Below are 13,094 nucleotides of genomic sequence, written 5' to 3' on the forward strand. Positions count from 1 at the left end.
GCAATGAAAGAAACAGATTTCAACGAAGCACAAGAATCTAAGGAAGAAAATATAGACGTTAAGGAACTACTGTTTAAGTATTTGATCCACTGGCCTTGGTTTGTGGGTGCGGTTGTGGCGTGTTTGATTGCGGCATGGGTCTATCTTTATATATCCACTCCCGTATATAATATTTCCGCTACGGTTTTAATAAAGGATGATAAGAAAGGTGGTAGTGCCGGAATGCTTTCCGGGTTGGAGAGTCTGGGATTGGATGGTATGGTCTCTTCTTCGCAGAATATTGATAACGAGATTGAAGTTCTCCGTTCCAAGACTATCGTTAAAGAGGTGGTTGAAGATTTGGGGCTTTATATTTCCTATACGGATGAAGATGAATTCCCTTCCAGAAACACGTATAAGACTTCACCGGTACAAGTGAGTCTGACTCCGCAGGAAGCTGATTTGTTGGAGGAACCGATGATTGTGGAGATGGCATTGCAACCACAGGGAAGTATGGATGTGAATGTGAAGATTGCCGGTAATAAATATCAGAAACATTTCGAAAAATTGCCGGCTGTTTTTCCTACCGGCAAAGGGACATTGGCTTTTTTCCTGACGCCGGACTCGGTATTATCTTCTAAAAGGACATTGGAAGAAATTACAGATCCGGAAAAGACTACACGTAATATTACAGCAACAATTAATAGGCCTTTGGCTGTAGCGAAATGGTGTTGTAAGAATATGACTATCGAACCTACTTCCAAAACCACTTCTGTAGCTGTCATATCATTGAAAAATTCAAATGTACAGCGCGGCAAGGATTTTATCAATAAGCTGTTGGAGATGTATAATATCAATACGAATAATGATAAGAACGAGGTGGCGCAGAAAACAGCAGAATTTATCAATGAACGTATTAGTATTATTTCGAAAGAACTCGGTAGTACGGAAAAGGATCTGGAAAGTTTTAAGCGTGGAGCGGGTATTACAGATTTAACCAGTGATGCACAGATAGCTTTGACGGGTAGTGCTGAATATGAAAAGAAACGTGTGGAGAATCAAACCCAGATTAATTTGCTGCAGGATTTGCAGAAATATATGCAAAATGAAGGTTATGAGGTTTTACCTAGTAATATCGGGTTGCAGGATTTGAATCTTGCTGCTGCCATCAATCGATATAATGATGTGCTTGTTGAGAGAAAACGTTTGCTGCGTACATCAACGGAGAATAATCCTACTATTATAAATCTGGATACAAGCATTAGTGCAATGAAAGAGAATGTACAAGTCTCTTTAGATAGGGTGTTGCGTGGATTGTATATCACAAAAGCGGATCTGGATCGTGAAGCGAATCGTTATTCCCGTCGCATCAGTGAGGCGCCTGGACAGGAACGTGAGTTTGTGAGTATTGCTCGTCAACAGGAGATAAAAGCCGGGCTTTATCTGATGTTACTTCAGAAGCGTGAAGAGAATGCTATAACTTTGGCTGCTACTGCCAATAATGCAAAGATAATAGATGACGCTATAGCGGATGATGCTCCTGTGTCTCCTAGAAGTAAGATTACTTATTTGATCGCTTTGATATTAGGTCTTGGAATTCCGGTAGGGGTTATTTATTTACTCGAATTAGCTAAATTTAAGATTGAAGGTCGTGCAGATGTAGAGAAACTTACCAGTGCACCTATTGTCGGTGATATCCCATTGACTGATGAAAAACAAGGAGCTATTGCTGTATTTGAGAATCAAAACAACCTGATGAGTGAAACCTTCCGCAATGTCCGAACGAATCTTCAGTTTATGCTTGGAAATGACAAGAAGGTGATTTTGGTTACTTCCACAGTCAGTGGTGAAGGTAAATCCTTTATCTCTGGTAATCTTGCTATCAGTCTTTCTTTATTGGGCAAGAAAGTAGTAATCGTTGGTCTTGATATCCGCAAGCCAGGTTTGAATAAGGTATTCAATATATCAAAAAGAGAACAAGGTATAACTCAATATTTGGCCAATCCGGAAAAGAACTTGATGGATTTGGTACAGCTTTCCGATGTCAGTAAGAATCTCTATATTCTTCCTGGTGGAACAGTTCCTCCTAATCCGACTGAATTGTTGGCCCGTGATGGATTGGATAAAGCGATTGAGACTCTTAAGAAGAATTTTGAATATGTAATTCTGGATACAGCTCCTGTTGGTATGGTTACCGATACTTTATTGATAGGACGTGTGGCTGATTTATCTGTTTATGTATGTCGCGCGGATTATACTCGTAAGAATGAGTATACTTTGATTAATGAACTTATTGATGGAAATAAGTTACCTAACCTATGTACTGTAATCAATGGTTTGGATTTGAAGAAAAGAAAATATGGTTATTATTACGGTTATGGTAAATATGGTAAGTACTATGGTTATGGTAAACGATATGGCTATGGTTACGGATATGGAGAAACTAGCGATAATAAAGAGAAATAGAGTGCTTCAAAGTACTTTTAGAAAAAGTGAGATGAAGAATGTGTAGGTCCCTAACTTCATGCTACACACATGAAGATCCCTACATTTTGTGGTCAGGAAATACACAGCGGTGTATTCCTGATCAACGCCCTCATGTCGGTGTAAATCCGATGTGATTTCTATAATATCAACTGTCTGTGAAGATAGTTGATATTTTTTTTGTAATGCAATGACTGATGGATAATTTTTAGTAGCTTTGTGAAAAATATGATTGATATGGAAGATTTGCAAAGATTATATCCTATCGGGATTCAGACATTCTCGAAGATACGGGAGGGGAATTACCTCTATATTGATAAAACAGCATATGTTTATCGGATGACTCATTCGGCTTCCAGTTATATGTTCTTGAGCCGTCCACGACGTTTTGGGAAATCATTACTTACTTCTACGCTGCATAGCTATTTTTCCGGACGCAAGGACCTGTTTCACGGATTGGCTATGGAGAAACTGGAGAAGGAGTGGACGGAATATCCGGTACTTCACTTCGATATGAGTATGGCGAAACATGTGGATAAAGGAGGATTGGAACGTCTTCTTGATTTTATGCTTGCTGAATATGAACGTACGTTTGCTATTAACACAGTAGAGGGGGATGCCAATCTACGCTTAGTCAATCTTATTAAGCGTGCTTATGAGCAAACAGGTAAGAAGGTGGTTGTGCTTATTGATGAATATGATGCTCCTTTGCTTGATGTAGTACATGAACGGGAAAATCTGGATGTATTGCGTAACATCATGCGTAACTTCTACAGTCCGTTAAAAGCTTGTGATCCTTATTTGCGTTATGTATTTCTGACTGGTATTACTAAATTCTCACAACTAAGTATTTTTAGTGAGTTGAATAATATAAAGAATATTAGTATGGATGAGCCATACGCTGTTATCTGTGGAATTAGTGAAGATGAGATACGTTTGCAAATGAAGGATGATTTGGAAGGATTGGCAAAGAAATTGGGGATAACACCTGAAGAGGCTTTGATGAAATTGAAAGAAAATTATGATGGTTATCATTTCACTTCTCCTTCGCCCGATATATATAATCCTTTCAGTTTGCTAAATGCTTTTGCAGATGGAAAATTTGGATCTTATTGGTTTGGTAGCGGTACGCCTACGTATCTGATAAATATGTTGAAGAAGTTTGGCGTGGAACCTTCCGAAATTGGAAATAATAGGGTTTCGGTCGAGGATTTTGATGCACCAACAGAAAGGATGACAAGTATTATCCCGCTGCTATATCAAAGTGGCTATATCACTATTAAGAATTATGATGAGGAATTAGACTTGTATACATTGAATATTCCTAATAAGGAAGTGAGAATAGGCCTGATGAAAAGTCTTCTTCCACATTATGTCGGTAGTAAAGCTCCGGAAACCACGACAATGGTGGCGTATCTTTCCCGTGATATCCGTAATGGGGATATGGATACTGCATTACGCCGTTTGCAAACGTTCCTGTCCACTATACCGCAATGCGATAATACGAAATATGAAGGACACTATCAGCAGGTCTTTTATATCATATTCAGTTTGTTGGGGTATTATGTGGATGTGGAAGTTCGTACTCCTCGTGGACGGGTAGATATAGTGCTTCGTACGAAGACTACATTGTATGTGATGGAACTGAAACTGGATAAAAGTGCGGGTGAAGCGATGGAGCAAATTGATTTGAAGAATTATCCGGAACGCTTTGCTTTATGTGGATTGCCTGTCGTAAAGGTGGCTGTCAGTTTTGATAGCGAACGGTGTACGATTGGGGGCTGGGAGATTATAAATGCTTAAGTATGTGAAAAATATGGTTGATATGGAAGATTTGCAAAGACTATATCCTATCGGGATACAGACATTCTCGAAGATACGGGAGGGGAATTACCTCTATATTGATAAAACGGAATATGTTTACCGGATGACTCATTCGGCTTCCAGCTATATGTTTTTGAGCCGTCCACGACGTTTTGGTAAGTCATTACTTACTTCCACGCTGCATAGCTATTTTTCCGGACGTAAGGAGCTGTTTCATGGATTGGCTATGGAGAAACTGGAGAAGGAGTGGACGGAATATCCGGTACTTCACTTCGATATGAGTACTGCCAAACATGCGGATAGTGAACAGTTGCTCCAAGAATTGAATCTGAAACTATATGGTTATGAGCAGATTTATGGACGGCTGGAGGAGGAGGTTAATCCCAATCAGCGTTTGATGGGACTGATAAAACGTGCTTATGAGCAAACCGGCAAGAAAGTGGTCGTGCTTATTGATGAATATGATGCTCCTCTGCTGGATGTGGTGCACGAATGGGAAAACCTGGATGTATTGCGTAATATCATGCGTAACTTCTACAGTCCGTTAAAAGCTTGTGATCCTTATTTGCGATATGTATTTTTGACTGGTATTTCCAAATTCTCCCAACTAAGTATTTTTAGTGAGTTGAATAATATAAAGAATATTAGTATGGATGAGCCATACGCTGCTATCTGTGGAATTAGTGAAGATGAGATACGTTTGCAAATGAAGGATGATTTGGGAGAATTGGCAAAGAAATTGGAGATAACACCTGAAGAGGCTTTGATGAAACTGAAAGAAAATTATGATGGTTATCATTTCACATCTCCTTCGCCCGATATATATAATCCTTTCAGTTTGCTAAATGCTTTTGCTGATGGAAAATTTGGATCTTATTGGTTTGGTAGCGGTACTCCTACATATCTGATTAAGATGTTGAATAAATTCGGAGTGAAACCTTCCGAAATTGGATGTAAACAACTAAAGTCCTCAGCTTTCGATGCTCCTACTGAAACGATGACTGATGCAGTGCCTTTATTGTACCAAAGTGGGTATATCACTATTAAGGATTATAATAAGATGCTAGACCTTTATACGCTGGATATTCCCAATAAAGAAGTAAGGCTGGGACTTATGGAGAGCCTTCTTCCTTATTATGTAAATAACAAGACACCTGAAGCAACTACCATGGTGGCTTATCTTTTTTATGATATTCAGAATGGTGATATGGATGCTGCTTTACACCGTTTGCAGGAATTTCTGTCTACGATTCCCTACTGCGACAATACAAGGTTCGAAGGACACTATCAGCAGGTCTTTTATATCATATTCAGTTTGTTGGGGTATTATGTGGATGTGGAAGTTCGTACTCCTCGTGGACGGGTAGATATAGTGCTTCGTACGAAGACTACATTGTATGTGATGGAACTGAAACTGGATAAAAGTGCGGGTGAAGCGATGGAGCAAATTGATTTGAAGAATTATCCGGAACGCTTTGCTTTATGTGGATTGCCTGTTGTAAAGGTGGCTGTCAGTTTTGATAGCGAACGGTGTACGATTGGGGACTGGAAGATTATAGGATGCTGATTATGTTGTTGATTTATAGTTTATTATATACTTAGGTAAATGAAAATAGCTCTGTAAGGGGCTTTTTTCTTTTCTATCCGGAATAAAAGTTTCACCTTTGCATTGTTGATCAACAAAAGGTGAATAAATAAACTTGAATTTAAATCTTTAAAAAAACGTAGTATGAGTGTAATTTACAAAGTCATTACGCGGCCAACAGATCCGCGTGTTCCCAATTCTCCTAAGAGATATTATCCGCATCTGATCACTTTAGGTCAGTCCGTCAACCTGAAATATATTGCACAGAAAATGCAGGATCGTTCTTCGCTGTCTATCGGTGACATCAAGAGTGTAATCCAGAATTTTGTGGAAAAAATGAAGGAGCAGTTGTTGGAAGGTAAGTCTGTGAATATCGAAGGTTTGGGTGTGTTTATGTTGACTGCCCGTTCGAAAGGTGCGGAGTTGGCGAAGGATATTAATGCTAAGAGTGTGGATAGTGTTCGTATCTTTTTCCAAGCTAATAAAGAGTTGCGTGTCACCAAAACTGCTACCCGTGCAGATGAGAAGTTAGATCTGATCAGTCTGGATGAATATCTGAAGAAAATTAGCGTTACTGTATCTCCGGAAGATCCCGAGAAACCGGATGAAGGCGAAGGTGGCGGAGATGAAGGTGGCGGTAGCGGAGAGGCACCGGATCCCGCAGCTTAATGTCTTGTTGATTAATAGCTGACGGTTAGAGTGTTCATTTAGTGTTTAATTAAAAAAGAGAAATGTCTATGAAAAAAACGTGGAGTATTATTTTGAAAGTGATTATTGCTGTTGCCGGTGCGATTGCCGGAGTGGTAGGTGTGCAGGCAGCAACCTTGTAATTGATTATCTTATAAATAGGTATATTTATGAATGAATAACAGGCGGGATTTTTCCCGCCTGTTTGTGTTTAGATATAATAAGAGGGTTGCTTTCTTGAAAAATGCTCTTTTTTGTTTTGTTTCATGCTATTTGTTAGGAGTATCGCTCTATATTTTAACAAAATAGAAATTATAATCAAACTCGTTGGCTGAATAGCGGATTTTATCTACCTTTGCATCTTAATTAAATGCGTCATTTTAAGCGAGAAAAAACATGATTCGAAAAATAATAAAAGCTCTTTGGATATTCTTGGCAGTCATAGTATTGGCTATTGTTATAGTCTTTGTCTCCATTTCAAAGGGTTGGATTGGCTATATGCCTCCTGTAGAGGAACTCGAGAACCCGAGCTATAAATTTGCAACAGAGATTTTTTCTGAAGATGAGAAAGTGCTTGGTACATGGTCTTACAGCAAGGAAAACCGGGTGTACACGGCTTACAAGGATTTGTCACCCAGTATTATCAATGCTCTTATTGCAACGGAAGATGTTCGTTTTGTCGAGCATTCGGGTATTGATGCCAAAGCATTGTTCCGTGCGTTTGTGAAACGTGGTTTGATGTTTCAGAAAAATGCAGGTGGGGGTAGTACCTTGTCACAACAGCTAGCTAAACAGTTGTTTACGGAAAATGTGGCTAGAAATACACTTCAACGTCTTTTCCAAAAACCGATTGAATGGGTGATTGCGGTGAAACTTGAACGTTACTACACCAAAGAGGAAATATTGAGTATGTATCTCAATAAATTTGATTTTCTGAATAATGCTGTTGGTATCAAAACTGCTGCATATACCTATTTTGGCTGTGAACCGAAGGACTTGAAGATTGAAGAAGCAGCTACATTGGTGGGTATGTGTAAGAATCCGTCACTTTACAATCCGGTTCGTTTCAACGAACGTTCCCGTGGCCGTCGTAATGTGGTGCTCGAGCAGATGCGTAAAGCCGGATATATCACAGATGCAGAATGTGATTCTTTGCAGGCTCTTCCGTTGAAACTGACTTACAATCGTGTTGACCATAAAGAGGGGCTGGCTACTTATTTCCGTGAATATCTCCGCGGCGTCATGACAGCACCGAAACCGGTAAGAAGTGATTATCGTGGTTGGCAAATGCAGAAATTCTATGAGGATTCTATCGCTTGGGAAACTAACCCGTTATATGGCTGGTGTGCGAAAAACAAGAAGAAAGACGGTACAAATTATAACATCTATACAGATGGATTGAAGATTTATACAACTATCAATTCACGTATGCAGCAGTATGCCGAAGATGCTGTAAAAGAGCATTTGGGTGATTATCTGCAACCTATATTCTTCAAAGAAAAAGAGGGAAGTAAGAATGCTCCGTATGCACGTTCACTACCGGAAAAACGAGTGGAAGAGTTGTTGACGAAAGCAATGAAACAAACGGAACGTTATCGCCTCATGAAAGAGGCGGGAGCTTCGGAACAACAGATTCGTAAGGCGTTCGATACACCGGAAGAAATGACTGTCTTTTCCTGGAAGGGTGATAAAGATACGATTATGACACCGATGGATTCTATCCGCTACTACAAATCTTTCTTGCGGACGGGATTTATGTCAATGGATCCGGCAAACGGACACGTGAAGGCTTATGTGGGCGGACCGAATTATGTATATTTCCAGTATGATATGGCGATGGTAGGACGTCGTCAGGTAGGTTCTACTATTAAGCCGTATTTATATACATTGGCAATGGAGAACGGATTTTCTCCTTGCGATCAGGCACGCCACGTAGAGCAAACTTTGATTGATGAGAATGGAACTCCCTGGACACCACGTAATGCAAATGATAAGCGTTATGGAGAAATGGTAACTCTGAAATGGGGATTGGCAAACTCCGATAACTGGATTTCTGCATATCTGATGGGTAAGTTGAATCCGTATGATTTGGTACGCCTGATCCATAGTTTCGGTGTACGTAATAAAGCAATTGATCCGGTGGTTTCACTTTGTCTGGGACCTTGTGAAATTTCTGTCGGTGAAATGGTCAGCGCATACACAGCTTTTGCCAATAAAGGAATCCGGGTGGCTCCATTGTTCGTTACCCGCATTGAGGATAGTGATGGCAATGTCATTTCTACTTTTGCACCGCAAATGGAAGAAGTGATAAGCGCGTCGAGCACTTACAAAATGCTGGTTATGCTGCGTGCCGTTATCAACGAGGGAACGGGTGGACGTGTTCGTCGATATGGAATTACCGCTGATATGGGTGGAAAAACAGGAACGACCAATGATAACTCCGATGCCTGGTTTATGGGATTCACTCCTTCACTGGTATCCGGTTGTTGGGTAGGAGGGGACGAACGTGATATTCACTTCGGTAGAATGACCTATGGACAGGGGGCTGCTGCAGCTTTGCCTATCTGGGCAATGTATATGAAGAAAGTGTATGACGATCCGACCTTGGGATATGACCAGCAGGAGAGATTCAAACTCCCTGAAGGGTTTGACCCGTGTGCCGGTTCGGAAACTCCTGATGGCGAAGTGGAAGAAAGAGGACTGGACGATCTTTTCAATTAAAGAAGTGCACAAGTATATTGTTTGCATAGGGAGTAATTACAACAGGAAAGAGAACTTGACTTTTGCCAGGCAGAAGCTGACAGAATCGTTCTCTTCTATATGTTTTGCTCCCGAACTGGAAACTAAACCTTTGTTTTTTAAGAATCCGGCCTTGTTTTCCAACCAAGTGGTTCTGTTCTTTTCCGATAAGGATGAAGAGGTGGTGAGGAAAACGCTGAAAGATATAGAACGGAGGTCCGGACGTCGTCCGGAGGATAAGAAAGAGGAGAAGGTTTGTCTGGATATTGACATGCTTTTATATGATAACAAAATATTAAAACCGGAGGATTGGCAAAGGGGATATATACAACAGTCATTATCTGCTTTCCATTCTTCATTATTTATTAAGTAGATGAAATTTCTTGGAATTATACCTGCCCGTTATGCATCCACTCGTTTTCCTGCGAAACCGTTGGCTATGTTGGGCGGAAAAACAGTCATACAACGCGTATACGAACAAGTGGCAGGCGTTTTGGATGACGCTTATGTAGCTACGGATGATGAACGCATTGAAGCTGCTGTTAAGGCGTTCGGGGGAAAGGTTGTGATGACTTCCGTTCACCACAAAAGTGGTACGGATCGTTGTTATGAAGCCTGTACCAAGATTGGAGGTGATTTTGACGTCGTAGTGAATATACAAGGAGATGAACCTTTTATTCAGCCTTCACAACTGGATGCGGTAAAGGCTTGTTTCGATGATGCAACCACGCAGATTGCTACGTTGGTGAAGCCTTTTACTGCTGATGAACCGTTTGCCGTACTGGAAAACGTGAATTCACCGAAAGTGGTAGTCAACAAGAACTGGAATGCACTTTATTTTAGCCGTTCTATCATTCCTTATCAGCGGAATGCCGAGAAACAGGACTGGTTGAAGGGACATACCTACTACAAGCACATCGGATTGTATGCTTATCGTACAGAGGTGCTGAAAGAGATTACTATGCTTCCACAGTCTTCTTTGGAGTTGGCCGAATCTTTGGAGCAGCTTCGCTGGCTGGAGAACGGATACAAAATAAAGGTCGGTATCAGTGAGGTGGAAACTATTGGAATCGATACTCCACAAGACTTGGAACGGGCAGAAGAATTTTTGAAGAATAGAATCTAATCTTATGGATCGTACGATACAACCTGAAATACAAACCCTGAAAAATTTTCGTATACTTCCTCCCGTTCGAATGACGTTGCCAAACGGTATTCCGTTGACTGTTATTAATGCGGGTGAACAGGAAGTGGTACGCATAGATGTGCTTTTTGCCGGGGGACGCTGGCAACAGTCGCAGAAACTGCAAGCTCTGTTTACGAACCGGATGCTGCGTGAAGGTACAAAAAAATATACGGCTGCCACCATTGCCGAAAAACTGGATTACTACGGCTCATGGCTCGAATTGTCCAGTTCGTCGGAATATGCATATATCACTGTTTATTCACTGAATAAGTATTTGGCGAAAACATTGGAGGTGGTGGAATCTATGATTAAAGAACCGCTTTTCCCGGAGAAGGAATTGCATACTATCCTTGATACCAATATCCAACAATATCTGGTCAATACTTCCAAAGTTGATTTCCTGGCACACCGCAGTCTGTTGCAGTCGCTTTACGGTGAACAGCATCCATGTGGTAAAATAGTGGTGGAGGAAGATTATCATGCCATCACTCCGGAAGTGCTCCGTGAATTTTATGAACGGTATTATCATTCGGGTAATTGCTCTATCTTTTTGTCCGGTAAGGTGACGGAGGATATTATCAGCCGGGTGACAGATACATTCGGCACTTCTTTCGGCCAGCATCAGCAGCAGGTGTCGAGATTAAGTTTTCCTTTTACTGCTGTTCCCGGAAAGAGAATTTTTACAGAGCGTGAAGACGCCATGCAGAGTGCTGTGAAGATGGGATATACGACCATTACTCGTAATCATCCTGATTATTTGAAACTTCGGGTATTGATGACTTTATTCGGAGGTTATTTCGGCAGTCGGCTGATGTCTAATATTCGTGAAGAGAAGGGATATACTTATGGTATTTCGGCAGGAATCATGTTTTATCCGGATAGCGGACTATTGGCTATCTCGACAGAAACGGATAATGAATATGTGGAACCGTTGATACAGGAAGTGTATCATGAAATAGACCGCCTGCATCAGGAACCTGTGTCGGCGGAAGAACTGACTATCGTGCGCAACTATATGTTGGGAGAAATGTGCCGTAGTTATGAGTCGCCTTTCTCACTTTCGGATGCGTGGATCTTCATAGCTACTTCCGGTCTGGATGATGACTACTTTTCACGTTCTCTGCTGGCTGTGAATGAGGTTACTCCGATGGAAATACAAGATTTGGCACAGCGCTATTTGTGCAAAGAGACATTAAAAGAGGTCATTGCAGGTAAAAAGTTGTCATAAATTGCTTTCCGAAAGTGGGCTGTTTGGGATAGAAATTGTATCTTTGTCCAAATTGTAATTCTAAAATGAGTAACGACTAAAACCAATGAGGAAATATCTATATACTACACTTTTATTGGCTCTTCTTGCACAAGAGGGAGTGATGGCACAAGAAAATGAAGGAAAAAAAGGCGGATTTTTCGGAAAAATTAAAGATACATTCTCCACTGAAATAAAGATTGGCAACTATACTTTTAAGGATGGCAGTGTCTATACAGGAGAAATGAAAGGACGAAAACCGAATGGAAAAGGAAAAACAGTCTTTAAAAACGGTGATGTCTTTGAAGGTGAATATGTGAAGGGGAAACGTGAAGGATATGGAATTTATATGTTTCCTGACGGAGAAAAGTACGAAGGACAGTGGTTCCAGGATCAGCAGCATGGAAAAGGTATCTATTATTTTATGAATAACAACCGTTACGACGGTATGTGGTATCAGGATTATCAGCATGGTGAAGGAACAATGTATTATCATAACGGTGATTTGTATGTAGGTAAATGGGTGAATGATAAACGTGAAGGCGAAGGTACATACACTTGGGCGAATGGAGCCAAATATACCGGTCATTGGAAAAATGATAAGAAGAACGGCAAAGGTATCATGAACTGGGACGATGGCTGTAAGTATGAAGGAGATTGGAAAGATGATGTCCGTCACGGAAAAGGGGTATTTGAATATACCAATGGAGATAAATACGATGGTGACTGGGCGGATGATATTCAACACGGAAGAGGTACTTACTACTTTCACACGGGCGATCGTTATGAAGGTTCTTATCTCTTAGGTGAACGCACCGGTGAAGGAGTTTATTATCATGCTAACGGCGACAAGTATGTAGGTAATTTCAAAAATGGCATGCAAGACGGAAAGGGTACTTTTACCTGGGCGAATGGTGCTGTGTACGAAGGAAGCTGGAAAAACAATAAACGTGATGGCAGAGGAGTCTATAAATGGAGCAATGGCGATGTTTATGACGGTGATTGGAAAGACAACCGTCCCAATGGACAGGGTACTCTGAAAACCGTTGCTGGGATGCAATATAAAGGTGGCTTTGTTGACGGATTGGAAGACGGACAGGGCGTACAAATCGATAAAGATGGTAATCGCTTCGAGGGCTTTTTCAAACAAGGAAAGAAAAATGGTCCTTTTGTGGAAACAGATAAAGATGGGAAGGTGATTAAAAAAGGAACCTATAAATTCGGAAGACTTCAATAGATGATAAATGGTAGTGGGCTGCGCATTGCGTGGCCTATTTTTTTGCATATATGTACCAGGTGATGGAATAATGATAATTGGTATGGACAAAGAAAAATGGATAATAACCCAAAGCGGTCATTATCCA

At 40.8% G+C, this 13,094-nt stretch carries 10 protein-coding genes; all 10 read left to right on the forward strand.

The window, feature by feature from the left end:
* Window positions 1–3 precede the first annotated feature (3 nt).
* The 10 genes from DXA54_RS00550 to DXA54_RS00590 all read left to right on the forward strand — a co-directional run bounded on the left by DXA54_RS00550 (window position 4) and on the right by DXA54_RS00590 (window position 12,967).
* Window positions 4–2,445, forward strand: a complete 2,442-nt coding sequence (locus DXA54_RS00550) for a GumC family protein (RefSeq protein ID WP_004295816.1) — start codon at window positions 4–6, stop codon at window positions 2,443–2,445.
* Between the two features lie 255 nt (window positions 2,446–2,700).
* A complete protein-coding gene (locus DXA54_RS00555; RefSeq protein ID WP_004303423.1) occupies window positions 2,701–4,266 on the forward strand; it encodes an ATP-binding protein in 1,566 nt (521 codons plus the stop codon).
* Between the two features lie 13 nt (window positions 4,267–4,279).
* A complete protein-coding gene (locus DXA54_RS00560; RefSeq protein WP_120078813.1) occupies window positions 4,280–5,854 on the forward strand; it encodes an ATP-binding protein in 1,575 nt (524 codons plus the stop codon).
* Between the two features lie 162 nt (window positions 5,855–6,016).
* Window positions 6,017–6,541, forward strand: a complete 525-nt coding sequence (locus DXA54_RS00565; protein WP_004295818.1) for an HU family DNA-binding protein — start codon at window positions 6,017–6,019, stop codon at window positions 6,539–6,541.
* Between the two features lie 68 nt (window positions 6,542–6,609).
* Window positions 6,610–6,702: a smalltalk protein gene (locus tag DXA54_RS28110; protein ID WP_004295819.1), complete on the forward strand. Its 93-nt coding sequence runs from the start codon at window positions 6,610–6,612 to the stop codon at window positions 6,700–6,702.
* Between the two features lie 253 nt (window positions 6,703–6,955).
* The gene (locus DXA54_RS00570; RefSeq protein ID WP_004308897.1) at window positions 6,956–9,280 is read left to right on the forward strand and encodes a transglycosylase domain-containing protein; all 2,325 of its coding nucleotides are present in this window, start codon (window positions 6,956–6,958) and stop codon (window positions 9,278–9,280) included.
* Window positions 9,281–9,284: 4 nt separating this feature from the next.
* Entirely contained in the window at window positions 9,285–9,671 is a 387-nt protein-coding gene (locus DXA54_RS00575; protein WP_004295821.1) for a 2-amino-4-hydroxy-6-hydroxymethyldihydropteridine diphosphokinase, read from the forward strand.
* Window positions 9,672–10,424 carry a 3-deoxy-manno-octulosonate cytidylyltransferase gene (gene kdsB / locus DXA54_RS00580; protein WP_004303421.1) on the forward strand — a complete coding sequence of 251 codons (753 nt, stop codon included), beginning with the start codon at window positions 9,672–9,674 and terminating at the stop codon, window positions 10,422–10,424. It begins immediately after the preceding gene.
* 4 nt (window positions 10,425–10,428) lie between these two features.
* Window positions 10,429–11,712 carry a M16 family metallopeptidase gene (locus tag DXA54_RS00585; RefSeq protein WP_004308899.1) on the forward strand — a complete coding sequence of 428 codons (1,284 nt, stop codon included), beginning with the start codon at window positions 10,429–10,431 and terminating at the stop codon, window positions 11,710–11,712.
* Between the two features lie 85 nt (window positions 11,713–11,797).
* Window positions 11,798–12,967: a phosphatidylinositol-4-phosphate 5-kinase gene (locus DXA54_RS00590; RefSeq protein WP_004325840.1), complete on the forward strand. Its 1,170-nt coding sequence runs from the start codon at window positions 11,798–11,800 to the stop codon at window positions 12,965–12,967.
* Window positions 12,968–13,094 lie beyond the last annotated feature (127 nt).

It is taken from the genome of Bacteroides sp. OF03-11BH (genome assembly GCF_003604005.1).
GTDB classification, from domain to species: domain Bacteria; phylum Bacteroidota; class Bacteroidia; order Bacteroidales; family Bacteroidaceae; genus Bacteroides; species Bacteroides ovatus.